Annotated in this window: 26 protein-coding genes and 2 tRNA genes; 17 read left to right on the plus strand and 11 right to left on the minus strand. The window is 64.2% G+C overall.

Going from position 1 to position 25,587, the window contains the following annotated elements:
* Window positions 1–79 precede the first annotated feature (79 nt).
* The 3 genes from ACKI1H_RS27415 (at window position 80) to ACKI1H_RS27425 (ending at window position 3,248) form a co-directional block, all read left to right on the plus strand.
* Window positions 80–1,429, plus strand: a complete 1,350-nt coding sequence (locus ACKI1H_RS27415; RefSeq protein ID WP_440466951.1) for a serine/threonine protein kinase — start codon at window positions 80–82, stop codon at window positions 1,427–1,429.
* 4 nt (window positions 1,430–1,433) lie between these two features.
* The gene (locus ACKI1H_RS27420; RefSeq protein ID WP_138526362.1) at window positions 1,434–2,246 is read left to right on the plus strand and encodes an MlaA family lipoprotein; all 813 of its coding nucleotides are present in this window, start codon (window positions 1,434–1,436) and stop codon (window positions 2,244–2,246) included.
* Window positions 2,247–2,387: 141 nt separating this feature from the next.
* The gene (locus ACKI1H_RS27425; RefSeq protein WP_138526361.1) at window positions 2,388–3,248 is read left to right on the plus strand and encodes a pirin family protein; all 861 of its coding nucleotides are present in this window, start codon (window positions 2,388–2,390) and stop codon (window positions 3,246–3,248) included.
* 111 nt (window positions 3,249–3,359) lie between these two features.
* On the opposite strand, the gene ACKI1H_RS27430 is transcribed toward ACKI1H_RS27425, so the two are convergent.
* Both ACKI1H_RS27430 and ACKI1H_RS27435 read right to left on the minus strand, forming a co-directional pair.
* Entirely contained in the window at window positions 3,360–4,547 is a 1,188-nt protein-coding gene (locus ACKI1H_RS27430; RefSeq protein WP_138526360.1) for a patatin-like phospholipase family protein, read from the minus strand.
* Window positions 4,548–4,602: 55 nt separating this feature from the next.
* On the minus strand, window positions 4,603–5,535 hold the full coding sequence (locus ACKI1H_RS27435) for a lipid A biosynthesis lauroyl acyltransferase (RefSeq protein WP_440466952.1): 933 nt from the start codon (window positions 5,533–5,535) through the stop codon (window positions 4,603–4,605).
* 142 nt (window positions 5,536–5,677) lie between these two features.
* Here ACKI1H_RS27435 and minC point away from each other — a divergent pair, with 142 nt between their 5' ends.
* From minC to ACKI1H_RS27460, 5 genes are all read left to right on the plus strand, one after another.
* Window positions 5,678–6,625 carry a septum site-determining protein MinC gene (gene minC / locus ACKI1H_RS27440; RefSeq protein WP_440466953.1) on the plus strand — a complete coding sequence of 316 codons (948 nt, stop codon included), beginning with the start codon at window positions 5,678–5,680 and terminating at the stop codon, window positions 6,623–6,625.
* Window positions 6,626–6,686: 61 nt separating this feature from the next.
* Window positions 6,687–7,502 (plus strand): septum site-determining protein MinD, encoded by an 816-nt coding sequence (minD, locus tag ACKI1H_RS27445; protein ID WP_017522034.1) that lies wholly within the window; start codon window positions 6,687–6,689, stop codon window positions 7,500–7,502.
* Entirely contained in the window at window positions 7,499–7,753 is a 255-nt protein-coding gene (minE, locus tag ACKI1H_RS27450; RefSeq protein WP_015478210.1) for a cell division topological specificity factor MinE, read from the plus strand. Before minD ends, minE begins: the two co-directional genes overlap by 4 nt.
* A 76-nt stretch (window positions 7,754–7,829) precedes the next feature.
* The gene (locus ACKI1H_RS27455; protein ID WP_138526357.1) at window positions 7,830–8,465 is read left to right on the plus strand and encodes an RluA family pseudouridine synthase; all 636 of its coding nucleotides are present in this window, start codon (window positions 7,830–7,832) and stop codon (window positions 8,463–8,465) included.
* Between the two features lie 158 nt (window positions 8,466–8,623).
* A complete protein-coding gene (locus ACKI1H_RS27460) occupies window positions 8,624–9,913 on the plus strand; it encodes a M18 family aminopeptidase (protein WP_440466954.1) in 1,290 nt (429 codons plus the stop codon).
* Between the two features lie 178 nt (window positions 9,914–10,091).
* Here the strand turns inward: ACKI1H_RS27460 and ACKI1H_RS27465 are convergent, their stop codons facing one another.
* Window positions 10,092–10,808 carry a UTRA domain-containing protein gene (locus ACKI1H_RS27465; protein ID WP_440466955.1) on the minus strand — a complete coding sequence of 239 codons (717 nt, stop codon included), beginning with the start codon at window positions 10,806–10,808 and terminating at the stop codon, window positions 10,092–10,094.
* A gap of 331 nt (window positions 10,809–11,139) precedes the next feature.
* On the opposite strand from ACKI1H_RS27465, the gene ACKI1H_RS27470 reads away from it, so the two are divergent.
* From ACKI1H_RS27470 to ACKI1H_RS27495, 6 genes are read left to right on the plus strand one after another with little or no spacing between them, the layout of a single operon-like run.
* Window positions 11,140–12,198 carry an ABC transporter substrate-binding protein gene (locus tag ACKI1H_RS27470; RefSeq protein ID WP_138526354.1) on the plus strand — a complete coding sequence of 353 codons (1,059 nt, stop codon included), beginning with the start codon at window positions 11,140–11,142 and terminating at the stop codon, window positions 12,196–12,198.
* 57 nt (window positions 12,199–12,255) lie between these two features.
* On the plus strand, window positions 12,256–13,065 hold the full coding sequence (locus ACKI1H_RS27475; RefSeq protein ID WP_440466956.1) for an alkaline phosphatase family protein: 810 nt from the start codon (window positions 12,256–12,258) through the stop codon (window positions 13,063–13,065).
* Window positions 13,062–13,904 (plus strand): ABC transporter permease, encoded by an 843-nt coding sequence (locus tag ACKI1H_RS27480; protein ID WP_440466957.1) that lies wholly within the window; start codon window positions 13,062–13,064, stop codon window positions 13,902–13,904. Before ACKI1H_RS27475 ends, ACKI1H_RS27480 begins: the two co-directional genes overlap by 4 nt.
* On the plus strand, window positions 13,888–14,676 hold the full coding sequence (locus ACKI1H_RS27485) for an ABC transporter permease (RefSeq protein WP_440466958.1): 789 nt from the start codon (window positions 13,888–13,890) through the stop codon (window positions 14,674–14,676). The genes ACKI1H_RS27480 and ACKI1H_RS27485 overlap by 17 nt, the downstream gene beginning before the upstream one ends.
* The gene (locus ACKI1H_RS27490) at window positions 14,673–15,668 is read left to right on the plus strand and encodes an ABC transporter ATP-binding protein (RefSeq protein WP_440466959.1); all 996 of its coding nucleotides are present in this window, start codon (window positions 14,673–14,675) and stop codon (window positions 15,666–15,668) included. The genes ACKI1H_RS27485 and ACKI1H_RS27490 overlap by 4 nt, the downstream gene beginning before the upstream one ends.
* On the plus strand, window positions 15,668–16,321 hold the full coding sequence (locus ACKI1H_RS27495; RefSeq protein ID WP_440466960.1) for an HAD family hydrolase: 654 nt from the start codon (window positions 15,668–15,670) through the stop codon (window positions 16,319–16,321). The genes ACKI1H_RS27490 and ACKI1H_RS27495 overlap by 1 nt, the downstream gene beginning before the upstream one ends.
* Before the next feature lie 181 nt (window positions 16,322–16,502).
* On the opposite strand, the gene ACKI1H_RS27500 is transcribed toward ACKI1H_RS27495, so the two are convergent.
* The gene (locus tag ACKI1H_RS27500) at window positions 16,503–17,465 is read right to left on the minus strand and encodes an NAD(P)H-quinone oxidoreductase (RefSeq protein ID WP_440466961.1); all 963 of its coding nucleotides are present in this window, start codon (window positions 17,463–17,465) and stop codon (window positions 16,503–16,505) included.
* 138 nt (window positions 17,466–17,603) lie between these two features.
* Here ACKI1H_RS27500 and ACKI1H_RS27505 point away from each other — a divergent pair, with 138 nt between their 5' ends.
* Both ACKI1H_RS27505 and ACKI1H_RS27510 read left to right on the plus strand, forming a co-directional pair.
* Window positions 17,604–19,682: a carboxy terminal-processing peptidase gene (locus ACKI1H_RS27505; protein WP_440466962.1), complete on the plus strand. Its 2,079-nt coding sequence runs from the start codon at window positions 17,604–17,606 to the stop codon at window positions 19,680–19,682.
* Between the two features lie 91 nt (window positions 19,683–19,773).
* The gene (locus ACKI1H_RS27510; RefSeq protein WP_138526346.1) at window positions 19,774–21,522 is read left to right on the plus strand and encodes a bifunctional diguanylate cyclase/phosphodiesterase; all 1,749 of its coding nucleotides are present in this window, start codon (window positions 19,774–19,776) and stop codon (window positions 21,520–21,522) included.
* A 1-nt stretch (window position 21,523) separates the two neighbouring features.
* Here ACKI1H_RS27510 and ACKI1H_RS27515 read toward each other — a convergent pair whose 3' ends face one another.
* The 3 genes from ACKI1H_RS27515 to ACKI1H_RS27525 form a co-directional block, all read right to left on the minus strand.
* A complete protein-coding gene (locus tag ACKI1H_RS27515; protein ID WP_440468917.1) occupies window positions 21,524–21,940 on the minus strand; it encodes a sel1 repeat family protein in 417 nt (138 codons plus the stop codon).
* A gap of 70 nt (window positions 21,941–22,010) precedes the next feature.
* Window positions 22,011–22,376, minus strand: coding sequence for a hypothetical protein (locus ACKI1H_RS27520; RefSeq protein WP_138526344.1), 366 nt, complete (start codon window positions 22,374–22,376; stop codon window positions 22,011–22,013).
* The gene (locus tag ACKI1H_RS27525; RefSeq protein WP_440466963.1) at window positions 22,373–22,690 is read right to left on the minus strand and encodes a helix-turn-helix domain-containing protein; all 318 of its coding nucleotides are present in this window, start codon (window positions 22,688–22,690) and stop codon (window positions 22,373–22,375) included. The genes ACKI1H_RS27520 and ACKI1H_RS27525 overlap by 4 nt, the downstream gene beginning before the upstream one ends.
* 97 nt (window positions 22,691–22,787) lie before the next feature.
* Here ACKI1H_RS27525 and ACKI1H_RS27530 point away from each other — a divergent pair, with 97 nt between their 5' ends.
* Window positions 22,788–23,534 carry a substrate-binding periplasmic protein gene (locus ACKI1H_RS27530; RefSeq protein ID WP_246084942.1) on the plus strand — a complete coding sequence of 249 codons (747 nt, stop codon included), beginning with the start codon at window positions 22,788–22,790 and terminating at the stop codon, window positions 23,532–23,534.
* On the opposite strand, the gene ACKI1H_RS27535 is transcribed toward ACKI1H_RS27530, so the two are convergent.
* The 4 genes from ACKI1H_RS27535 to ACKI1H_RS27550 form a co-directional block, all read right to left on the minus strand.
* Window positions 23,522–23,947, minus strand: coding sequence for a YkvA family protein (locus ACKI1H_RS27535; RefSeq protein WP_045210318.1), 426 nt, complete (start codon window positions 23,945–23,947; stop codon window positions 23,522–23,524). The two genes, ACKI1H_RS27530 and ACKI1H_RS27535, sit on opposite strands and share 13 nt — an antisense overlap.
* A 374-nt stretch (window positions 23,948–24,321) precedes the next feature.
* Complete coding sequence (locus ACKI1H_RS27540; RefSeq protein WP_138526342.1) at window positions 24,322–25,062, minus strand: FKBP-type peptidyl-prolyl cis-trans isomerase; 741 nt, start codon at window positions 25,060–25,062, stop codon at window positions 24,322–24,324.
* 285 nt (window positions 25,063–25,347) lie between these two features.
* Window positions 25,348–25,424, minus strand: a tRNA-Asp gene (locus ACKI1H_RS27545).
* A 13-nt stretch (window positions 25,425–25,437) separates the two neighbouring features.
* A tRNA-Val gene (locus ACKI1H_RS27550) sits at window positions 25,438–25,513 on the minus strand.
* Window positions 25,514–25,587: the final 74 nt, after the last annotated feature.

Genomic DNA, 25,587 nt, shown 5'->3' on the forward strand with positions numbered 1-25,587 from the left:
GATCGCACTTGTGGGAAATGTGCTGGTCTTAATGCGCGGTCACCCTAGAGTTGGCCTCCTCTTGAAAGGACTCCGAACCATGACATTTCTTTGCCGCGTGGCCGCCCTGATCGGCGGCCTCGCACTGGGGCTCGCCGGGCCCGCTTTTGCCCGCGACGTCGATCAGGCCAGCTATGGCTACCCGTTGGTCAACCCATTCGAGGCGACCATCGCCACTACCCCACCGGATCTGCGCCCGCAGTTGCCGTCGGACGACGACATCCGCCAGTCGGACTACGCACTCAAGCTGCGCCCTGAGCGGGAGTACGAGTTGCCGAGCAACTTCTGGCCGGTGAAGAAGCTGCACTACCGGCTGGCCTGGCAGAAACATGAGGCCCCGCTGGTGTTCATCATCGCCGGCACCGGTGCCAACTACTCCAGCACCACGCCGGAGTACCTCAAGCGCCTGTTCTACAACGCCGGCTACCATGTGGTGCAACTGTCCTCACCGACCAGTTGGGACTTCATGGTCGGCGCGTCCCACGTCGCCACGCCCGGCTATACCCCCGACGACGCCGATGACCTGTACCGGGTCATGCAGGCCGTACGCGCGCAGCATCCGGATCTGCCCGTCAGTGATTACTACCTGACCGGCTACAGCCTCGGCGCCCTGCATGCCGCCTTCGTCAGCAAGCTCGATGAAACCCGCCGCAGCTTCAACTTCAAGCGCGTGCTGCTGCTCAACCCGCCAGTGAACCTCTATACCTCGATCAGCAACCTCGACAAGATGGTGCAGACAGAGGTCAAGGGCATCAACGACACCAACACCTTCTACCAGGTGATCCTCGCCAAGCTGACCCGCTACTTCAATCAGAAGGGCTACGTCGACCTCAACGATGCCTTCCTCTTCGACCTGCAGCAGTCCAAGCAGCACCTTTCCAACGAGGAGATGGCGATGCTGATCGGCGCGGTATTCCGCTTCTCCTCTGCCGACATCGCCTTCACCTCCGACCTGATCAACCGCCGCGGCCTGATCACCCCGCCCAAGTACCCGATCACCGAAGGCACCAGCCTGACGCCCTTCTTCAAGCGCGCCATGCAGTGCGACTTCGAGTGCTACATGACCGACCAGCTGATGCCGCTGTGGCGCGCCAAGTACGATGGCGGCAGCTTGCCGCAGCTGATCCAGCAGGTCAGCCTCTACGCGCTCGAGGACTACCTGCGCGACAGTCCGAAGATCGCCGTCATGCACAACGCCGATGACGTCATCCTCGGGCCGGGGGACATCGGCTTCCTGCGCCGCACCTTCGGTGATCGCCTGACGCTCTACCCGCGCGGCGGCCATTGCGGCAACCTCAACTACCGCGTGAACGCCCAGGACATGCTGGGCTTCCTCAAGGGACAGGATGCCTCGGCTACCGGCATCGCCACCGCGCAGACAGGGAACTGACTCCATGCCATTCCGCCACTCCTGGACCCTCGCCCTGTTGCTGGCCTGTGGCCTCGCTCAGGCCGAGACGCCGCAACCGGTGAAGACGCCCACCAGCACCAAATTCGACATGGCGCCGGACGAAGACGGCTTCAAGCACCCGCTGGACGCACTGAAGTTCAACCCCGGCCTGGACCAGCGCGAGTTCGAGCGCGCCACCTTCGATGCCCTCAACGTCTATGACCCCTGGGAGTCGTGGAACCGCCGGGTCTACCACTTCAACTACCGCTTCGACGAATGGGTGTTCCTGCCCGTGGTGAACGGCTACGAGTACGTCACCCCGCGCTTCGTGCGCACCGGCGTGAGCAACTTCTTCAGCAACCTGGGCGAGGTGCCGACCCTGCTCAACAGCGTCGCCCAGCTCAAGGGCGAACGTGCCGCCAATAGCACTGCGCGGCTGCTGTTCAACACCATCCTCGGCATCGGCGGCCTGTGGGACCCGGCCACCGCCATGGGCCTGCCCAAGGTCAGCGAGGACTTCGGCCAGACCCTGGGCTACTGGGGCGTACCGGAAGGCCCGTACCTGATGCTGCCGATCCTCGGCCCGTCCAACCTGCGCGACACGGGCGGGCTGGCCACCGACTTCGTGGCCGCTCGCGAAGTGAACTACCTGAACTATTCCGACCTCAGCAGCGACTACTGGGAGCTGCCGGTACTGGAGATCGTCGACAAGCGTTACAGCAACGGCTTCCGCTACGGGCAGATGAACACGCCCTTCGAGTACGAGAAGCTGCGCTACTTCTACACCGAAGCCCGGCGCCTGCAGATCCAGGAGTAAGCCGGAACCGCCGCCCTCGGGCGGCGGTTTGCTTTTTCGACAAACAATCAATTTTATCGATAGTTAATCCGAAAAACTCGCAACCATTTATCCATCCATTGGGACTAGGATGATCTCCATTCACAGATCAAGGAGGTCCCCATGACCCGCTTACGTACCGTGATCGACCAGCACATCGGCCACCCGGCCTCCGACGGCGCCGGCGTGCGCCTGACTCGAGTGATCGGCGGCCCCGGCATCGAGCGATTCGATCCGTTCCTGATGCTCGACCAGTTCGACACGCAGAACCCCGACGACTACATCGCCGGCTTCCCGGCCCACCCGCACCGTGGCTTCGAGACCGTCACCTACATGCTCGAAGGGCGCATGCGCCATGAGGACCACCTGGGCAATACCGGCCTGCTCAAACCCGGTGGCGTGCAGTGGATGACGGCCGCCCACGGCATCATCCACAGCGAGATGCCCGAGCAGGTGGAAGGCGCCATGCGCGGCTTCCAGCTGTGGCTGAACCTGCCGGCGAAGGACAAGCTCTCTCCGGCCGGCTACCGCGACATCGAACCCGAAGACGTGCCCCGCGTAACCACCGCGCAAGGCGTGGGTGTGACCGTGATCGCCGGGCGCTTCGACGATGGCAAGACGGCCATCGATGGCGCTGTACAACGCCCCGGTACCGAGCCGCACTACTACGACCTCGTGCTGCCGGCGGGCGCCTCCGTGGCTCCGCGCATTCCGGCGGGCCATCGGGTGATGCTGTACGTCTATGAAGGATCGCTGCAGGTGCCGGGCGAGCGAGGTGACGAGACCGTCGCCACCAACCGTCTGGTACGCCTGGACCAGGGCGACGAGATCCAGCTGTCCAGCAACAAGGGCGCACGCGTCCTGCTGCTGGCCGGCAAGCCGCTCAATGAACCGATCGTGCAGTACGGCCCGTTCGTGATGAACAGCCGCGAGGAGATCGAGCAAGCCCTGCGCGATTACCGCGATGGGGTTTTCGCGGTCTGACTGAAGCCGGATGAGCTCTCGTAGGATGGGTGGAGCTTGCGATACCCATCGTCCGGAACGACCGGAAAATGATGGGTATCGCTTCGCTCCACACCATCCTACGAATAACTCCTACAGCGACCAGTCTTCCATCCCCAGAAAGCGCGTGATTTCCGCGCGCTTTTCCATGGCATCGCGGTAACCCAGTTCGATCAGCGCATTGCAGTAGCCCGGTTCGAACAGCAGGTAGCTGAGTACCCCCGCCCCGCTCGCCTTGGTCGCCCCCGGCCCACGCAGGAACAGGCGCAGCGCCTTGGGCAATTCATGGCGATACTGCGCGGCGATCTCGTCCAGCGGCCGACTCGGTGAAATCAGCAATACATCCACCGGCGCCAGCCCCAGCGTCGCGCGGCGCGCTTCTTCGGGCACCAGCGAGCTGAGGAAGTTGATCCGGTGCAGCAGTTCGATATCGCCTTCCAGGCTATCGATGAAGGTGCTGTTCAACAGGTGGATGCCCACCTGTGCCAGGCTCGGCGGCTGGCCCGTGCGGTAGTTGGCCACCTGCTCGTTGGCACTGCCCACCGTGGGGTTGCCGCTGACACCGATCACCAGCACGCGGTTGGCGCCCAGGTGCAGCGCCGGACTGATCGGCGCTTGCTGGCGCACTGCGCCGTCGCCAAAGAACTCGCGGAAGATCTTCACCGGGCGGAACAGCAGCGGAATTGCCGAGCTGGCCAGCAGGTGCTCGATCTGCAGCCGCGTCGGCACGCCGATGCGACGGTGGCGCAGCCAGGGATCGATGGTCGCGCGGCCCTGGTAGAAGGTCACGGCCTGGCCGGACTCGTAGCCGAATGCGGTCACCGCCACCGCGCGCAGGTTGCGCCGGCGTACGGCGGCGGCGATGCCGGAGAGATCCAGTTCGCGTTCGAGGAGATAACGCAGCGGTGTGCTGTCCAGCAGCGCCACCGGTTCGCGCTTGCCTAGCCCCAGCAGGCTGTGGCCAAGAAACTTGAAGGCCTGGCTGAACACACCGGGCCAGTCGGAGCGATAGACCTGCCCGGTGCGAAAGCCCTTCCAGACCTTGGTCAGGCGCTCCACCGCGCCGGTAAAGGACAACGCCCCACAGGCCAGCCCGACGGCATTGATGGCGCCGGCGGAAGTGCCGACGATCACCGGAAACGGATTCTCCGCGCCCTCAGGCAACAGCTCGGCGATGGCGGCCAGCACGCCGACCTGATAGGCCGCCCGCGCACCGCCGCCGGAGAGGATCAGGCCGGTAACGGCCGGAGATTGCTGCGGGAGAGTGGCGGAGTCGGTCACGGCAGAAGTCCTTGTCGCGTCGTTTCCAGCTTAGGCCGCCAGAGGAGTGAACGGCCTACTTCTTCTTGTCGTAGAGCTTCGGCTCGCCCTCGGGGCGGCTCTTGAAGCGGCGGTGCGCCCAGAGGTACTGCTCGGGCTGGCGACGAATCTCGCTTTCTACCCACTGGTTGATGCGCAGGCAATCGGCCTCCTCGCTCTCGCCGGGGAAGTCCTCCAGCGGCGGGTGGATGGTCAGGCGGTAGCCGGAACCATCGGCCAGGCGCGACTGGGTGAACGGCAGCACCAGGGCGCGGCCCAGTCGGGCGAACTTGGTGGTGGCGGTGACAGTGGCCGCCTGGATGCCGAACAGCGGCACGAACAGGCTCTGTTTGATCCCATAGTCCTGGTCCGGCGCATACCAGATGGCGCGGCCGGCGCGCAGCACCTTGAGCATCGCGCGCACGTCCTCGCGCTCGATGGCGGTGGCGTCAGCGTTATGCCGCTCGCGGCCGGTGCGCTGGACGAAATCGAACACCGGGTTATCGTGCTCGCGGTACATGCCATCAATCGTCTGCACCTGGCCCAGCAGCGCTGCGCCGATCTCCAGGGTGGTGAAATGCATGGCCATGAGGATCACGCCCTTGCCTTCGGCCTCGGCCTTCTTCAGGTGCTCGATGCCTTCGATATGGGCGAGCCTGGCCAAACGGGCCTTCGGCCACCACCAGCTCATGGCCATCTCGAAGAAGGCGATGCCGGTGGAGGCGAAGTTCTCCTTGAGCAGGCGCTTGCGCTCGGCGGCGGAGAGCTCCGGGAAGCACAGCTCCAGGTTGCGCGCGGCTATCGCCCGGCGACTGCCGACCACGCGGTACATCACTGCGCCGAGCGCACGGCCCAGGCCCAGCAGAGTCGGGTACGGCAGCTGCACCACCAGCCAGAGCACGCCGAGACCAAGCCAGAGCGGCCAGTGGCGGGGATGGAGGAACTCACGGCGAAAGGTGGGGCGGTCCATGGAACTTTCCGGCTAGGGCAAAGCCCGACATTCTACCCTGCCGGCACGTCCCGTGCCTCACGCGGTCCTAGCCATCGGCCATGCTTGCGGCTGCCGGGGCGGTCCGCTATAAGTCCAACCATTTTGATGACGCAGTCCGACCATGAGCCAAGCTGACCTTCTCGACCACGATCCCGTATTCCAGCTCAAGGGCAGCATGCTGGCCGTCACCGTTCTGGAACTGGCCCACAATGACCTGCCGCGCCTGGACCGCCAGTTGGCCGACAAGGTCGCCCAGGCGCCTAACTTCTTCCGCGATACCCCGCTGGTGCTGGCGCTGGACAAACTTCCCGACGGCGAAGGCCAGCTCGACCTGCAAGGCGTGCTGGACATCTGCCGTCGCCATGGCCTGCGCACCCTGGCTATCCGCGCCAGCCGCGAGGAAGACATCCGCCTGGCCACCATGTTCGACATCCCCGTGCTGCCGCCGTCGGGCTCCTCCCGCGAGCGCGCGGTCGAGCCCAAGGATGCCGTCCCGCAGGTAACTGGCGCCGCGCCGGTACGTCGCCCGCGTGGCGAGAAACTCTCCGAAAAGGTGGTCGAGCAGGCCGCCGGCGCCGGTGTGCAAGCCGAGAAACCGGCCGAGCAGACCACCGAGGCCAAGCCGGAGAAACCGAAAGAGGCAGCCGCCGAGCCAACCGACGCAGCCCAGGAGCCGGCGAAGGAAGCCGCTGCGGAAGCCGCTCCGGAAAAACCGGCCGAGCCGCCGGCGCCGGTCGTCCGTCCGACCAAGCTGGTCACCACTCCGGTACGCGGCGGCGTGCAGATCTACGCCGCCGGCGGCGACCTGATCGTGCTTGCTCCCGTCAGCCCCGGCGCGGAACTTCTCGCCGACGGAAATATCCATGTGTACGGTCCGATGCGCGGTCGTGCCCTGGCCGGAGTCAAGGGCGACACCAGCGCACGTATTTTCTGCCAGCAGCTGGCCGCCGAACTGGTGTCCATCGCCGGTAATTACAAGGTCGCCGAAGACCTTCGACGCAGTCCGCAATGGGGGCAGGCGGTGCACGTCAGCCTGTCGGGTGACGTGTTGAACATCACCCGCCTTTAACGGATACTGCCGCGACTTTCAGGGACCAGAATTCTTCGTTTTTTCTTTGGGGTGAATCACCTTGGCCAAGATCCTCGTAGTCACTTCCGGTAAGGGTGGCGTCGGTAAAACCACCACCAGCGCAGCCATCGGCACCGGCCTGGCCCTGCGCGGCCACAAGACCGTCATCGTCGACTTCGACGTAGGCCTGCGTAACCTCGACCTGATCATGGGCTGCGAACGCCGCGTGGTTTACGACTTCGTCAACGTCATCAACGGCGAAGCGACCCTGACCCAGGCCCTGATCAAGGACAAGCGCCTCGAGAACCTGTTCGTGCTGGCCGCCAGCCAGACCCGCGACAAGGACGCACTCACCCAGGAAGGCGTCGGCAAGGTCATCGAAGAGCTCAAGCAGTCCTTCGACTACGTGATCTGCGACTCCCCGGCCGGCATCGAGAAAGGTGCCCACCTGGCCATGTACTACGCCGACGAGGCGATTGTCGTGACCAACCCGGAAGTTTCCTCGGTCCGCGACTCCGACCGCATGCTCGGCCTGCTGGCCAGCAAATCCGCCCGCGCCGAGAAAGGCGAGGACGCGATCAAGGAACACCTGCTGCTGACCCGCTACAACCCCGAGCGCGTCACCAAGGGCGAAATGCTCGGCGTCGAGGACGTCGAGGAAATCCTGGCCATCCGTCTGCTCGGCGTGATCCCGGAATCCCAGGCGGTGCTCAAGGCATCCAACCAGGGTGTACCGGTCATCCTCGACGAAGAAAGCGATGCCGGCCAGGCGTACAGCGACGCCGTCGAGCGACTGCTGGGCAAAGAAATGCCCCACCGTTTCCTCGACGTGCAGAAGAAAGGATTCCTGCAGAGACTGTTCGGAGGACGTGAATGAGCCTTTTAGATTTCTTCCGCAGCCGGAAGTCGCAAAACAGCGCATCCATCGCGAAAGAAAGACTCCAGATCATCGTCGCCCACGAGCGCGGCAACCGTTCGCAACCGGACTACCTCCCGCAGCTGCAGAAAGACCTGCTGGAAGTGATCCGAAAATACGTGCCCATCGACCAGGAACAAGTCCAGGTCGAGTTGGCCAACCAGGGCAGCTGTTCGATCCTGGAACTCAACATCACCCTGCCGGAGCGTTGATCCGGCCTGGGTGAACCTGCGGCGGCCTCGGCCGCCGCAGTCGTTTTCGTCCTTTTTTATTCGCGCAAGAGCTTCCATGCCGCTTTCCCAGATCGAATTCGTCCATGAGGACGCCGCCCTCCTGGTGGTGAACAAGCCCACCCTGCTGCTCTCCGTGCCCGGCCGCGCGGACGACAACAAGGACTGCCTGATCACCCGCCTGCAGGAGAACGGCTACCCGGAAGCGCGCATCGTCCACCGCCTGGACTGGGAAACCTCCGGCCTGATCGTGCTGGCCCGTGACGCCGACAGCCACCGCGAACTGTCCCGCCAGTTCCACGACCGCGAGACCGAGAAGGCCTATACCGCACTGTGCTGGGGCGAGCCGGAGCTCGACAGCGGCCGTATCGAAGCGCCGCTGCGCTACGACCCGCCGACCAAGCCGCGCCATGTGGTGGACTTCGAGCAGGGCCGCCATGCGCTGACCTTCTGGCGCGTCATGGAACGCCACGGAAACTGGAGCCGCGTGGAGCTCACGCCGATCACCGGCCGCTCACACCAGCTGCGCGTGCACATGCTGACCATTGGTCACCCCCTGCTCGGTGACCGCCTGTATGCCGAAGGCGAAGCCCTGGACCTGCGCGACCGCCTGTGCCTGCACGCCAGCATGCTGGCCCTGACCCACCCGCAGACCGGCGAGCGCCTGCGCTTCGAGTCTCCCGCGCCGTTCTGATTTTTTCTCGCAGGAGCGGGCTTGCTCGCGAACCGCCCTGCACCTGTGTCGCCGGCGAAAAACCTTCGCGGGCAAGCTCGCTCCTACAGGGTCCTACCCAGGCCGCAGATTGGCGCATTTACGTTAAACTTCCGGCCATTCGCTGTCCGGAGTTACCCATGCGTACAGAACTCAACCAGGGCCTGATCGATTTCCTCGCGGCCTCCCCCACCCCCTTCCACGCCACCCAGGCCCTCGCCCGTCGCCTCGAAGAGGCTGGCTACCAGCGCCTGGACGAGCGTGACGCCTGGCGCACCGAAGCCGGCGGCCGCTATTACGTCACCCGCAACGACTCTTCGCTGATCGCTTTCAAGCTCGGCACCGCGCCGCTGCTGGAGAACGGCCTGCGCCTGGTCGGCGCGCATACCGACAGCCCCTGCCTGCGCGTCAAGCCCAACCCCGAACTGGTTCGCAACGGTTACTGGCAACTGGGCGTGGAAGTCTATGGCGGTGCGCTGTTCGCTCCCTGGTTCGACCGCGACCTGTCCCTGGCCGGTCGCGTCACCTTCCGCCTGGCCGGCAAGGTCGAAAGCAAGTTGATCGATTTCAAGGCGCCCATTGCGGTCATCCCCAACTTGGCGATCCACCTCAACCGCGAGGCCAACCTGGGCTGGTCGATCAACGCGCAGACCGAACTGCCGCCGATCCTCGCCCAGGTCGCCGCCGGCGAGACCCGCGACTTCCGCGACCTGCTCGGCGAACAGCTGCAACTGGAGCACGGCATCACCGCTGACGCGATCCTCGACTACGAGCTGAGTTTCTACGACACCCAGCGTGCTGCCGTGATCGGCCTCGATCAGGCGTTCATCGCCGGCGCCCGCCTGGATAACCTGCTGTCCTGCTTCGCCGGCCTACAAGCGCTGCTGGGCAGCAACGACGAGCAGAGCGGCGTGCTGGTCTGCACCGATCACGAAGAAGTGGGCTCCTGCTCCGCCTGCGGCGCCGACGGCCCGTTCCTCGAGCAAGTGCTGCGCCGCCTGCTGCCCGAGGGCGATGCCTTCACCCGTACCGTGCAGCGCTCGCTGCTGGTCTCCGCCGACAACGCCCACGGTGTGCACCCGAACTACGCCGACAAGCACGACAGCAATCACGGCCCGAAGCTCAACAGCGGCCCGGTGATCAAGATCAACAGCAACCAGCGCTACGCCACCAACAGCGAGACCGCCGGATTCTTCCGCCACCTGTGCCTGGAAAACGAAGTGCCGGTACAGAGTTTCGTGACCCGCAGCGACATGGGTTGCGGCTCGACCATCGGTCCGATCACCGCCAGCCAGATTGGCGTGCGCACCGTGGACATCGGCCTGCCGACCTTCGCCATGCATTCCATCCGTGAGCTGGCCGGCAGCCAGGACCTGCACTACCTGGCCAAGGTACTCAGTGCCTTCTACGACAGCGCCGACCTGCCCTGACCCCAACGCCTGGCACCCGCCGGGCGTTTTTCAATCAGACTGCAGCTACCTGCGCGCGACCACGGGCACAGCTTTCTTGTAGGAGCGAGCTTGCTCGCGAATCGCCCCACCCTAGATGACACACGTTGAGTCCGTTCGCGAGCAAGTTCGCTCCTACAGGCTCGCCGCAGACATGGGATCAATCCGGCACCTCCACGCTCACATGGATGGCATCGTGCCGCCAGAACTCCAGGTCGCAATCGATGATGCGCCCGTACTGGTCGCCGTTGATGCGGGTGATCCGCAGCGCCGGACTGCCCTCGGCGACGCGCAGCACGCTCGCCGCCTCGCCGTGCAGGGCGGTGGGCACCATGTCGAAGCGCACACGTCCGTAGCGGATGTCGTAGCGACTGGCGTACAGCTCGGTCAGTGAGCAGGTCAGGTCGCTGTCGAGGATGCCGGGAAAGTACGCCGGGTTGAGATAGTGCTCGACATAGAGCACCAGCCGCCCGTCTACGCGCCGCAGCCGGCGGATCTGGTAGACGCTCGACAACGCCGGTAGCTCCAGCAGCTCGCAGATGGCCGCACTGGCCGGTATCTGCCGAGCCGACAGCACCTCGGTCGCCGGCACGCGCCCCTGCCCTTGCACCATGGCGTGATAGTGGCTGCGCACTAGCGGGTTATAGAGCAGGCGCGGCGGCGAGACGAACCAGCCGCGACGCTCCTCGCGGTAGATCAGCCCTTGAGCCTCCAGTTGCCCCAGAGCCTCGCGCAGGGTGATCCGCGTGGTATCGAACAGCTCGCTCAGCTTGCGTTCGGCCGGCAGCTTGCCGCCGGCGCTGAGCAGGCCGCTGTCGATCTGTTCGATGAGTGCGCGGCAGATCGCCGTGACCGTAGGTAGCGCCGTATCGCGCATTCGATTCCCTCTTTTGGACTAGTCCAGCCCCAGAACAGGGCATTTCTTTACCCCGACGGGGTGCGCTCATCCTAGGAAAGCCCGATGACCATCCCGTGACAATGCCTTTGCAAGCAGCGCCCATGCCAGATAACGACACCAGCGTAGACCAGGCGGATCAAGGCATTGGCCATGGTCTACGCTTTTCCCCGTCGACCCGCAGGGCGCTCAAGGCCGGGCTGGCGCACCTGGGGCTTACATCAAACTGTCATCCGCCCCGCTTAGATTGGCCTGCGTCTTGCTGATCTAGACCACGCTTGAAAACACTGAACTTCATCCGAAGGAGCACCGAATGAAACGCTTGCTTGCTTCACTGCTGGGATCGGCCATTGCCTTGGGCAGCGGCCTCGCCATGGCGGCCAACGCCGATCTGCAATCGCTGGAAGCCGCCGCCCGCAAGGAAGGCCAGGTCAATAGCGTGGGTATGCCCGACAGCTGGGCAAACTGGAAGGACACCTGGAAGGACCTGGAGAGCAAGTACGGCCTCAAGCACATGGACACCGACATGAGCTCGGCCCAGGAGCTGGCCAAGTTCAAGGCCGAGAAGGAAAACGCCAGCGCCGATATCGGCGACGTCGGCGCGGCCTTCGGCCCGATTGCCATGCAGATGGACGTCAGCCAGCCCTACAAGCCCAGCACCTGGGACCAGGTTCCTGATTGGGCCAAGGACAAGGACGGCCATTGGGCGCTCGCCTACACCGGCACCATCGCCTTCATCGTCAACAAGCAGCTGGTGAAGGACGTCCCGCACAGCTGGGCCGACCTGCTCAAGGGCAAGTACAAGGTCACCATCGGTGACGTGAGCGCCGCCGCCCAGGCCGTCAATGGCGTGCTGGCCGCCAGCATCGCCAACGGCGGTGACGAGAAGAACATCAAGCCGGGCCTGGAGTTCTTCGCCCAGCTCGCCAAGCAGGGTCGCCTGTCGCTGACCAACCCGGTGATCAACACCCTGGAGAAGGGTGAGGTGGAAGTCGGCATCGTCTGGGACTTCAACGGCCTGAGCTACCGCGACCAGATCGACCCGTCGCGCTTCGAGGTGCTGATCCCCTCCGACGGCTCGGTGATCTCCGGCTACACCACCATCATCAACAAGTACGCGAAGAACCCGAACGCCGCCAAGCTGGCGCGCGAGTACATCTTCAGCGACGCGGGGCAGATCAACCTGGCCAAGGGCAATGCCCGACCGATCCGCGCCGAGCACCTGACCCTGCCGGCCGAGGTGAAGGCCAAGCTGCTGCCCAACGAGCAGTACGCCAAGGCTCAGCCGATCAAGGACCCCAAGGCCTGGGAAGAGACCTCCAAGCGTCTGCCGCGCCTCTGGCAGGAAAACGTCATCATCAATATGCAATGACGCCCAGCCGCCCCGGTTCGCGCCGGGGCGGCCGCGTTTCACCGAAGGCCCCGCCCCATGCGCCACGACGTCATCCTGGTCGTCCTCGACGGCCTCAACTACAGCGTCGCCCACGACTGCATGGGCCACCTGCAGGCCCTGTGCAACGCCGGCCGCGGCCAGCTCTACCGGCTGGAATGCGAGCTGCCCTCGCTGTCGCGCCCGCTCTACGAATGCATCCTTACCGGCGTGCGCCCCATCGACAGCGGCATCCTGCACAACGATGTTTCGCGCCTGTCCAACCAGCGCAGCCTGTTCCACTATGCCCGCGACGCCGGCCTGACCACCGCCGCGGCGGCCTATCACTGGGTCAGCGAGCTGTACAACTGCACGCCCTTCGACCCGGCGCGCGACCGTCATACCGACGACGAATCCCTGGCGATCCAGCACGGCCACTTCTACTGGACCGACCACTACCCCGACTCGCACCTGTTCACCGACGCCGAGTCGCTGCGCCGCCGCCATGCGCCGAACTGCCTGCTGGTGCATCCGATGAACATCGACGATGCCGGGCACAAGCACGGCCTGGGCACAGCGCAGTACCGCAACAGCGCGCGGCATGCCGACATCATCCTTTCCGAGTACCTGCATCAGTGGCTGGCCGCCGGCTACCAGGTGATGGTCACCGCCGACCACGGCATGAACGACGACCGCAGCCATGGCGGCATCCTCCCCGAGGAGCGCGAAGTGCCGCTGTTTGTCTTCGGCGAGGCGTTCAGCCTCGATGACCAGGCGCGCCCGCGCCAGATCGAACTCTGCGGCACGCTGTGCGAGGTCCTCGGCGCGCCCCACGACAAACCGCTCTGCCGGGAGTTGCTCAAGGCATGAGATCGAACACCGGAAAACTCTTCGCCCTGCTCTGCCTGCTGCCCTTCGCGCTGTTCTTCTTAGCCTTCCAGCTCGCGCCATTGCTGTGGGTGATGATCAACAGCGTGCGCACCGGCGACGGCTGGGGCCTGGGCAACTTCAGCGAGATCTTCGGCTCGCCGTTCTACCTGCAGGCAATCCGCTACAGCCTGGAGATTTCTGTCTGGTCGAGCCTGATCGGGCTGGCCATCGCCATCCTCGGCAGCTACTCGCTGCGCCAGGTGGACAGCAAGCTGCGCGACTTCGTGATGGCCTTCGCCAACATGACCAGCAACTTCGCCGGGGTGCCGCTGGCCTTCGCCTTCATCATCATCCTGGGCTTCAACGGCGCCATCACGCTGCTGTTGAAGCAGGCGGGGATCATCGAGGACTTCAACCTCTACTCGAAGACCGGCCTGATCATCCTCTACACCTACTTCCAGATCCCCCTGGGCGTCATGCTGCTCTACCCCGCCTTCGATGCCCTGCGCGAGGACTGGCGCGAATCCGCGGCACTGCTGGGCGCCAGCCAATGGGCGTTCTGGCGGCACATCGGCATCCCGGTGCTGACGCCTGCGCTGCTGGGCACTTTCGTCATCCTGCTGGCCAACGCGCTAGGCGCCTACGCCACCGTGTACTCGCTGACCACCGGCAACTTCAACGTGGTGCCGATCCGCATCGCCGGGCTGGTCTCGGGCGACGTATTCCTCGACCCGAACATGGCCAGTGCGCTGGCGATGGTGCTGGTCGGCCTGATGAGCATCATTACCCTGGCCCACCAGTGGCTGCTGCGCCGGAGCTACCATGTCCAGAAACGCTAGTTCGCTGTACCACCGCGTGGTGGTCTATGCGCTGTTCCTGATCCTGCTGGTGCCGCTGGCCGCCACCCTGCTCTATTCGCTGGCCACCTCGTGGAGCGCCAGCGTGCTGCCGGACGGCCTGACCCTGAAGTGGTTCATGACCCTGTGGAGCGATCCGCGCTTCCTCGTCGCCTTCGGCCAGTCGCTGCTGGTGTGCTTCGGTGCGCTGATCCTCAGTGTGGCGCTGGTGCTGCCGCTGATGTTCGTCATCCACTACTACTTCCCGCGCCTCGACGCGCTGATGAACGTGCTGATCCTGCTGCCCTTCGCGGTGCCACCAGTGGTGTCGTCGGTCGGCCTGCTGCAGCTCTACGCCTCGGGCCCGGTACCCATCGTGGGCACGCCGTGGATCCTGATCGGCTGCTACTTCACCATCGCCCTGCCCTTCATGTACCGGGCGATCAGCAACAACCTGCAGGCGATCAACCTGCACGACCTGATGGACGCCGCCCACCTGCTCGGCGCGAGCACCTGGCAGGCCGCCCTGCTGGTGGTGCTGCCAAACCTGCGCAAGGGCCTGATGGTGGCGCTGTTCCTGTCCTTCAGCTTCCTCATCGGCGAGTTCGTCTTCGCCAACCTGCTGGTAGGTACCCGCTACGAAACGCTGCAGGTGTTCCTCAACAACATGCGCAACAGCAGCGGCCACTACACCAGCGCGGTGGTGGTCTCGTATTTCCTCTTCGTCCTGCTGCTCACCTGGGCGGCGAACCGATTAAGCAAGGACAAGGCATGAGCTTCCTCAGCGTCGAGACACTGAACAAGAGCTACGGCACCACCACGGTGTTCCAGGACATCGACTTCGCCGCCGAGCGTGGCGAGTTCGTCACCCTGCTCGGCCCCAGCGGCTGCGGCAAGTCCACCCTGCTGCGCTGCATCGCCGGCCTCACCGCGGTGGACAGCGGGCGCATCCTGCTGGACGGTGAGGACATCGTTCCCAAGAGCCCGCAGAAGCGCGGCATCGCCATGGTGTTCCAGAGCTACGCCCTGTTCCCCAACATGACCGTGGAACAGAACGTCGCCTTCGGCCTGCGCATGCAGAAGGTGCCAGCGGCAGAGTCCGCCCAGCGTGTACGCGAGGCCCTTGAGATGGTCGAGCTCGGCCCACTGGCCGCACGCTACCCGCACCAGTTGTCCGGCGGCCAATGCCAGCGCGTCGCCCTGGCCCGCTCGCTGGTCACCCGCCCGCGCCTGCTGCTGCTCGACGAGCCGCTGTCGGCGCTGGACGCACGCATCCGCAAGCACCTGCGCGAGCAGATCCGGCGCATCCAGCAGGAACTGAAGCTGACCACGGTGTTCGTCACCCACGACCAGGAGGAAGCGCTGACGCTGTCCGACCGCATCGTGCTGATGAACGCCGGGCGTATCGTCCAGAGCGGCGACGCCGAGACGCTCTACACCGCCCCGGAAAACGCCTTCGCCGCCGGTTTCATCGGCAACTACAACCTGCTCGATGCGGCCCAGGCGACCCGACTGCTGGACCGTCCTTTCCGCCAGCAGGTGGCGATCCGCCCCGAATCCCTGCGCCTGAGCGTGGAGCCGGACGAAGGCATCCCGGTTCGGGTACTCTCCCACAGCCTGCTGGGCAACGTGATCCGCTACCGGGTCGACGCCAGCGGCGTCGAGCTGACCGTGGACGTCCTCAATCGCAGTGCCGAGCGCCTGTACCCGGCCGGCACCGAGCTCGGCCTGCAAGTAGACATTGAAAGCATTCGGGAGGTGGCCTGATGGCCCTGGTGATATTCGACCTCGACGACACCCTGATCGACGGCGACTGCGCGAGCCTGTGGAGCCAGCGCATGGCCGATCTGGGCTGGGTTGACGCGGAGTCGTTCCTCAAGCGCGACGCCGAGCTGATGGCGCTGTACGCGCAGGGCAAGCTGCCCATGGAGGACTACATGGCCTTCGCCCTGGAGCCGATGGCCGGGCGTAGCGTCGAGGAAATCGAGCGCGACGTGGAAGCCTTCGTCGAGGACGTGATCGAGCCGCTGATCCATAGCGACGCCTGTGCCACCCTGGCGCGCCACCGCGAGGCAGGCGACCGGCCGCTGGTGATCTCCGCCTCCGGCGTGCATCTGGTCAAACCCATCGCTGAACGCATTGGCATCGACGAAGTACTGGCCATCGACCTGGAAGTCGCCAACGGACACTACACCGGCCGCACCGTGGGCGTGCTGACCTACCGCGAAGGCAAGGTACTGCGCCTGCTCGACCTGCTGGAAGGCGATGACAGCCCGCTGGCCGACGCACATTTCTACTCCGACTCGCGCAACGACCTGCCGCTGCTCAAGCTGGTGGGCAAGCCGCACGTGGTGAACGCCGACCCGATGCTGCTGGAGCACGCGCAGAAGATGGGCTGGGATGTGCTGAACTGGAAGTGACTGCTTCACCCAGAAAAAAGGGCCGCTGATGCGGCCCTTTTTCGTTGCCTTCGCGCAGGAGAATCCATGGCGGAGCACCTGCTTTCGTAGGGCGCTCAATGCGCCAGCGTTACCCGCCATCGCAGAAGAAAGCGGATCACCTGTTCCAGGTTATTCGCCCTACGCCGTTATTCCCCGGTCGTCAGCTCAGACTCTCGTCGATCACTACCACCACCTTGCCCTGCACCTGGTTGCTCGCCAGGGCATCGAATGCGCTCTGCGCATCGTGGACCGGGAAGGTGCGCTCCAGTTGGGGGCTGAGTTTGCCGGACTCGAACAGCGGCCAGACCCGCTGTCCCAACTCGGCGATCAACCGCGCCTTGAAGTCGGCATCGCGCGAGCGCAGGGTCGAGCCGATCAGTTGAATGCGCTTGCCCAGCAGCAGGGCCAGGTCCAGTTCGGCCTTGCGACCACCCATCAGGCCGATGACCACCCATCGACCGTCACGGCCGAGGATTTCCAGGTCCAGCTTGGCGTAGTTCGCGCCCACCGGATCGAGGATCACATCGAAAGGCGCGAAATCCCGAAGCGATTCGAGACTCTCGCCGCGCAGCGCGCCGCCCTCGGCGCCCAAAGCCTCGCAGTAGGCCAGGCGATCGGCGGAGCCGACGCTGACCCAGCAAGGGCTGCCAAAGGCCTTGCACAGCTGGATACCGGCCGAGCCGACGCCGCTGGCACCCGCGTGCAGCAGGACCTTTTCACCGGGTTGCAGCGCACCGAGCATGAACAGGTTCAGCCAGGCAGTGGCGTATACCTCGGGCAACGCGGCGGCTTCGGCCAGGCTCAGGCCTGCGGGTACCGGCAGCGCATGGCGCTCGTCCACCACGACTTCCTCGGCCATGCCGCCACCGGCCAGCAGGGCGCAAACGCGGTCGCCCACCTGCCAGGTGCTGCCGGCGCCGACCTCGATCACTACGCCGGAGCATTCCAGGCCAATGATGTCGCTCGCCCCCGGCGGCGGCGGGTAGAGACCGGCCACTTGCAGCAGGTCGGCGCGGTTGAGTCCCGCAGCGGCGACCTGGATGCGAATCTGCCCCTGTGCGCAAGTCGGGTTCGGGCGCTCGGCCCATTCCACTCGCCCTTCGATGCCTTGCAATGCGTTCACGCTGCCTCCATAGTGACCTTGCAGGGCCCGATCCGTAAGGTCGGGCCCTTTCTTCGCGCCGAATTAATCTGCGATTGAACCCGGCGCCGCCAATTAAGGCCTAATATGCGTCATAACTCCGCGATCAGTCGAATCAGCATGAAGCGATTTTTGCCCCGTACCGCCCTGTTGTTCATCCTCGGCGCAACCGCCTTTTCCTCGTTCGCGGCGACCACCAGCTCGAACGTCTGGGACGGTCTGCAGCCCGACCGGGATCAGGTGATCGCCAGCCTCAACATCGTTGAGCTGCTCAAGCGCCATCACTACAACAAGCCGCCGCTGAACGACGAGCGCTCGGCGAAAATCTACGACAGCTACCTGAAGACACTCGATCCGGCGCGGATGTATTTCACCCAGGCCGACATCGACCAGTTCACGCCCTGGCGCACCCAGTTCGACGACTTCCTGAAAAGCGGCGAACTGGAGCCCGGCTTCACCATCTACAAGCGTCACCTCGACCGCCTCAAGGAGCGCCTGGACTTCGCCCTGGCCACCCTGAACAAGGGCGTCGACAAGATGGACTTCAACACCGATGAGTCACTGGAAATCGACCGCGAGAAATCGCCCTGGGCGAAAGACAGCGCCGCGCTCGATGACCTGTGGCGCAAGAAGGTGAAGGACGAAGTCCTTCGCCTGAAGATCGCCGGCAAGGACAACAAGGCCATCCAGGAACAACTGACCAAGCGCTACAAGAACCAGCTGATGCGCCTGGAGCAGACCCGTAGCGAAGACATCTTCCAGGCCTACATCAACGCCTTCGCCCAGACCTATGATCCGCACACCCAATACCTGTCACCGGACAGCGCGGAAAACTTCGACATCAACATGAGCCTGTCTCTGGAAGGCATCGGCGCCGTGCTGCAGAGCGACAACGACTACGTCAAGGTCGTGCGCCTGGTACCGGCCGGCCCCGCCGAGAAGAGCAAGCAGATCGCCACCTCCGACAAGATCATCGGCGTTGCCCAGGGCAAGGGCGAGATGGTCGACGTGGTCGGCTGGCGCCTGGATGAAGTGGTCAAGCTGATCCGCGGCCCGAAAGGCTCGCAGGTGCGCCTGGAAGTGATCCCGTCGACCAACGCGCCGAACGACCAGACCAGCAAGATCGTCACCATCACCCGCGAGGCGGTGAAGCTGGAAGACCAGGCGGCGAAGAAGTCCGAAATCACCATCGACCACGAAGGCAAGCCCTACAAGCTGGGCATCATCGACGTGCCGGCGTTCTACCTCGACTTCAAGGCCTATCGCGCGGGCGACCCGGACTACAAGTCCACCACCCGCGACGTGAAGAAGCTCATCGCCGAATTGCAGAAGGACAAGGTCGACGGCATCGTCATCGACCTGCGCAACAACGGCGGCGGCTCCCTGCAGGAAGCCACCGAGCTGACCGGCCTGTTCATCGACCAGGGCCCGACCGTGCTGGTGCGCAACAGCGACGGCCGTGTCGACGTGCTCAACGATGACGAGGGCAAGGCCTTCTACACCGGCCCGATGACCGTGCTGGTCAACCGCCTCTCCGCCTCGGCTTCGGAGATCTTCGCCGGCGCCATGCAGGACTACCACCGCGCGCTCATCGTCGGCGGCCAGACCTTCGGCAAGGGCACCGTGCAGACCATCCAGCCGCTCAACCATGGCGAGCTGAAGCTGACCCTGGCCAAGTTCTACCGCGTCTCCGGCCAGAGCACCCAGCACCAGGGCGTGATCCCGGACATCAGCTACCCGTCCATCGTCGACGACAAGGAAATCGGCGAGAGCGCCCTGCCCGACTCGATGCCGTGGGACACCATCAAGCCCGCGCTGAAGGCCCAGGCCGATCCGTTCAAGCCGTTCCTCGACCAGCTGCGCACTCGCCACGACGCGCGCACCGAGCACAACGCGGACTTCGTCTATGCCCGCGAGCGTCTCGCCCTGGCCCAGGAGCTGATGAAGGAGAAGACCGTCAGCCTCAACGAAGCCAAGCGTCGCGCCCAGCAGACCAGCATCGAGAACCGCCAGCTGGCCATGGAGAACGCCCTGCGCAAATCCAAGGGCCAGGAGCCGCTCAAGGAGCTGAAGAAGGAAGACGAGAACGCCCTGCCGGAAGAGGACAAGACCAAGCCGCAGGACGACGCCTACCTCACCGAGTCCGGGCACATCCTGATCGACTACCTGAATCTGGACTCCCAGGTCGCCAAACACTGATCGGATGTAATCAAACAGTCATGACGCTGTCGTGAAATGCACAGGGCCGGGAAATCGGCCCTTTTGCTTTTTACAGCCACCGAGAACCGTCATGACCGTCACCGAGCAGTTGAGCGCGCTGGATCAGATCCTCGCTCACGGCGACCTGCACTGCCTGTTCCAGCCCATCCTGTCGCTTTCGGAAAGGCGTCTGGTGGGCTACGAAGCCCTCACCCGCGGCCCGTCCAATGGCCCCCTGCACTCCCCCCTGCCCTTGTTCAGCATCGCTCGCAGCAGCGGCCGCCTCAGCCAACTGGAGCTGCTCTGTCGGCGCAAGGCCTGCGCGCGCTTCCGCGACCTGAAACTGGAGGGCAAGCTGTTCCTCAACGTGTCGCCGGAATCCCTGCTGGAGCCCACCCACCAGCCCGGCCGCACGTTGCAGTTGCTGCAGACCTTCGGCATCTCGCCCAGCGACGTGGTGATCGAGCTGACCGAGCAGACGCCCATCGAGGACTTCACCCTGCTCGACACTGCGCTGCACCACTACCGCGCGATGGGCTTCTCCATCGCCCTGGACGACCTGGGCGCGGGTTATTCCAGCCTGCGCCTGTGGTCCGAGCTGCGCCCCGACTACGTGAAGATCGACCGCCACTTCATCGAAGGCATCCACCTGGATGCGGTGAAGCGCGAGTTCGTTGGCTCTATCCTGAAGATGGCCCACGCCTCCCGCGCCCAGGTAATTGCAGAAGGCATCGAAATTCCGGAAGAGCTGGCCGTGCTTTCGGAGATGGGCGTGGACCTGGTGCAGGGCTACCTGCTCGGCCGTCCTAACGAAACGCCTCCGCGCGATGCCCGTGCCCTGCTGCCAGAGGTGGACAACGCGGGGACATTGCTCACTGAAGATCAGTCCGACCTCGAACCGCTGTTGCTGGAGCAGCCGGCAATGCGCGACAGCACGCCTATCGGCGATGTACTGGAAGCCTTTCGCGCCCAGGCCAACCTCAACTCCCTGGCGGTGCTGGACCGCGACGACCAGCCGGTGGGGATCGTCCACCGACATGCGCTGTCCGACGCCCTGCTCAAGCCCTTCGCTCCGGAGCTGTACGCGCGCAAACCGATCAGCCGACTGATGAGCGATGACTTCCTCGCGGTGGAGCGCAGCCAGTCGCTGCAGCAGGTCAGTCGCCTGTTGACCAGCCGCGCGCGGCAGCGCATCGAGGAAGACTTCATCATCACCCTGAACGGCCGCTACCTCGGTCTGGGCCGGGTGATCGATGTGCTCAAGCTGATTACCGAACAGAAGATCCGCCAAGCCCGCCACGCCAACCCACTGACCCTTCTGCCGGGCAACGTCCCCATCCAGCAGTGCCTGTCACGTCTGTTGCAGCAAGGCCGCGAAGCCGTGGTGTGCTACGTCGACATCGACAGCTTCAAGCCCTTCAACGATCTCTACGGCTACGCGCGCGGCGACGAGGTACTGCTGTGCCTGGCGCAGTGCCTGGGCGAGCGGGTGGATCCGACGCGGGACTTCGTCGGCCACATTGGTGGCGACGACTTCATGCTGGTGCTGGGGACGCAGGACTGGCGCGAACGCCTCAATCACCTGCTGGAGGATTTCCAGGGACAGTGCCGGCGCTTCTACAGCCGCGAGCACCTGGACGCGGGCTGCTTCGTCGCACACAACCGCCAGGGGCGACGCGAGGAATATCCGCTGTTGTCACTGTCGATTGGTGTGGTGCACGTGAAGAGTGGCGCCGGACAGCGCCTGGATGCCAGCCAGTTGGCCGGGCTGGCCTCGGAGGCCAAGCGTCACGCGAAGAATATGCCCGGCTACAGCCTGCACATCCTCACCGCCGAATGAGTCAAAGCCCCAGCTGGCGAGCACGCGTTTCGTAGTGCTCGGCCTGGGCTTCATCGGGCTCCAGGCCGGGGCCGCCACTGCGATACAACTCGCCGAGCTTGCGTGCCGCCAGCGGGTGACCCGCCTCGACCGCCTGCCCCCAGTAGCGCGCGGCTTCCTGTGCATCACCGGCATGGCGGGTATCGCCCTTGAGCGCTTGCACGCCCACTTGGTAAGCCGCCTTGTCGTCCCCCGCCGCAGCGGCGAGGCGCAGCAGACGCAAGCCCTCCTCGCGAGCGCCGTAACCCTGCCCGCGGAACAGCAGCAGGTGCCCATAGAAGCTCTGTGCACCAACGTCCCCCAGCGCTGCCATGCGCGAAAACTGGCCCTGCATCCAGGCCCAGGAACGCGGCTGCCGAACCATCCATGGCCAGCCCATCAGGCGTCGCGCCACGGCATAACTCAACCGCGCACGCAGGCGCCAGAACAGCTCGCGAGGTGTCGCCACGTCAGAGGTCCTCGGGGTACTCGAACTCGAAGACGCGCGCGACTTCTGCTGCGTGCCAACCCGCTGCAGCAGGGCCATCCGGCGCGCCGGAGAAACGACCCAGTCGCTCGACGTACTCGAAGAAGCCGGTCCGTGGCAGGCGGCTGGCACCCTGGCTGATCACCAGCGAGCTGCGCAGCGGACGACCGGCGCGGGCATCCAGCGCAGCCAGGTGTTCCAGCGCAGCGGTCAGCACAGTCATGGCCGGAGTCGGCAGTTGCAGGCGCTCGATCAGCGCGCGGTAGGTGAGCAGATGGCGTTGGCGGCGGGCGTCTTCCAGCTCGCCGAGCAGGCCTTCCCAATGCTTGCGACTGATCTGCACGCTCAAGAAGCCGACTCCCCAGTGCCCAGGGCACGACGCAGGCCATGCTGGATGGCGTCGCTGGCTTCGCGCTCGCCGTTCTCGATCAGGTCCAGGTAGGACGGACTGATACCCACCGAACGCGCCAGCGATTCAATGGATAAGCCACGGGCTTCTCGCAGGGTTTTCCAGTCCGGCTTCTCGTCCAGTGCCGGTGCGGCGACCGGTTTGACGATCTGGGCGGCACCTCGGCCGGCAGCTACCAGCAATGCCTGGTATTCGGCCCAGGGGACCACGGCGTATTCCGCTTCGCCGTCACGCATTATCACTTGCACGTTCATGACAACACTCCTTGCAGACGGCCATCTTAACAGCCTGATGCGTGCCTGTGCCGGCTATACTGCACACCGCCTCACGCCACCAGACAGGGGGGCCGACTTGCAACGCTTCCTTCCGTTCTGCCTATGCCTGGCCAGCGCCCTGTGCGGCGCCGAGGAACTGCGCTGGGGCTATTCGCCAAGCAACGGCATGCCCTACGCAGAAAGTATCGACCATGAATTGGCACCTGGCTTCATCCGCGATCTGGGCGAAATCGTCGGGCAGCATCTGGGGCTTGAGGTTCGCTTCGTCGAAACGCCGGACAAGCGCGCCGAACCTGCACTCGCCCAGGGTGCGATCCACCTGCTGTGCATCAACAATCCGCAGTGGATGAAGGCACCGGAGAAGCTGCACTGGTCGCCGAGCCTGTTCGAGGAAGAAGACGCCCTGGCCCAGCGTGCAGACGCGCCGCCTGTGGACAACCTCGCGCAGTTGCACGACATCCGCATCGGCACCAGCCTGGGCTACGTCTATCCCGCGCCGCTGATGCAAGCCTTCGCTGAAGGTCGGGTGAAACGTACCGACGTGCGCGACCTGGATACCCGCCTGCATATGCTCGAAGCCCATCGTCTCGACGCACTGATCGAGATGCGCCGACCGCTGGAGTTCCTTCTCGCGCAGCACCGCGAACTGCCCGTGGCGATCAACAGCCGCAATGTGCAGCGCTACTCGATCTTCTGCTCGTATGGCCCGGCACTACCGCTACCCGCCGAACGACTGGATGCCGTACTGCAGGCGATGGTGAGTGACGGCTCGATCCAGCGCCTGCTTGGCGAACAGACTGCACGGTTGCATCAAAGGCGCTGAATCGCTTCCGGCGGCGGGAGCTGCTTCAGTGCTTCGCGGGTTTCCACTCCCTGCGCATCGCGCCAGACCTTGAAGGCATCGATCTCCGATTGCCAGCGACGGATCACCCAGGCCAGCACCGCCAGGTCGTCGAGGAAACCGACGCCCAGCAGCCAGTCGGGCACCAGGTCCACCGGCGAGAGGAAGTACAACAGCGCCGCCACCACCGAGACCAGCGCCTGGGAACTGATGCCGCGGTAATCGCCCCGCACCCAGGCCACCAGCAACTCCTGCAGCAGCTTCAGATCGGTCTTGGCCAGCTTGACCCGGCCACTCTTTCGCGACACCGCGAACAGCAGTGCCGGCAATCTCCCGCCAGCGATGAAACGGCTGGCGAGCTTCAGGAAACGGTCAAATCCCGGAGGCTTTTTCATCGACTCACCTCGATAGGAAGATTCGTACAGAGCGGGGTCAGGTTATCCACCTTTCCTGTGGATAACTCTGTTGAAAGCCACCCCCTATATCGCCAAAACGCCCGAGCCACGAGGCCTGCAGACAGATCGGCGATTTTTTGTTCAGCCCTGTAAATGCGTTAAAAATCATGCAGTTGCGGCTAAGCGATGGGCTCATCAATGTCAAGGGGAGGACATTGTTTCAACTGCGTCAAATATGTGCATAAGGGTAACACCACCCCCAAGATTACTCCCTTTCAGACCCGGTGGTCAGCGCAGCGTTCCAGAGCGCTCCCGGCACAAATGAAAACGCCCCGTGGGTAACGGGGCGTTTTCTCTGGTACGAAGGTACTCAGTTACTTCTTCGGTTCTTCCGCCGGAGCTTCGGCAGCGTCAGGCTGGTTCGGGTCCTTGATGGCCAGCAGTTCCAGGTCGAACACCAGGACCGAGTTGGCCGGGATGGTCGGGCTCGGGCTCTGGGCGCCATAGGCCAGCTCGCTCGGGATGAAGAGCTTGATCTTCTCGCCGACGTGCATCAGTTGCAGGGCTTCGACCCAACCCGGAATCACGCCGCCAACCGGCAGGTCGATCGGGCTGCCACGCTGGATGGAGCTGTCGAAGACCGTACCATCGACCAGCTTGCCTTCGTAGTGAACGGTGACGACGTCGGTGGCCTTGGGCTGTGCGCCGTCGGCTTTCTTCACGACTTCGTATTGCAGGCCGGACTTGGTGGTGACCACGCCTTCGCGCTTGCCGTTTTCCTCGAGGAATTTCTTGCCGGCTTCCAGCGCCTCGGAATTCTTCTTGGCGACCTGCTCTTCAGCACGCTTCTGCAGGGCGCTGAAGGCTTCGGTGAGCTCTTCGTCGGTCAGCTTCTGCTTCTGTTTGCCGACAGCGTCTTCGATACCCAGGGCGACGGCTTTCGAATCCAGGTCATTCATGCCTTCCTGGGCGAGGCTCTTGCCCATGTTCAGGCCGATGCCGTAGGACGCTTTCTGCGCAGGAGTCTTGAGTTCCACTTCGGCGGCCTGTTTGTCGCAGCCCGCGAGAACCAGGCCGACCAGCGCGATCGCTGCCGCCAACCGATGTTGTTTCATGCTGAATCCTTGTCTTTGCGCCGTCATGGCTGAAGTAATGAAGCCGCGAGCTTATCAGGCGCTCGTGGCCAGTGGCTATGGGCAATAGGAACCACTGCCAAGGGAGAAGTTCCCACAGCAAACTTATAAGAAAATTAACAGGATAAGTCAGACGGCCAGCACGAAATCGCTGTGATCGAAGCGGGCAACTTTCGGCGGGGAGCTTTTGCGGGAAAAGCATTTGCAGATAAAAGGCAGGCAAAGAAAAAGCCCTCAGGTATTGCTACCTGAGGGCTTTTCGAATTGTGGCGCAGCGGACGGGACTCGAACCCGCGACCCCCGGCGTGACAGGCCGGTATTCTAACCGACTGAACTACCGCTGCGTCGGACCTCGAGTGGTGGGTGATGACGGGATCGAACCGCCGACCCTCTGCTTGTAAGGCAGATGCTCTCCCGGCTGAGCTAATCACCCTTCGTCTCGAAGTGGGGCGCATTCTACGGAGGACATTTGCACCTGGCAAGCCCCCGGATGAAAAAATTTTTCAG

Origin of the sequence: Pseudomonas sp. YH-1, from assembly GCF_051990045.1 — a bacterium.
Classification (GTDB): Bacteria; Pseudomonadota; Gammaproteobacteria; order Pseudomonadales; family Pseudomonadaceae; genus Pseudomonas; species Pseudomonas nicosulfuronedens.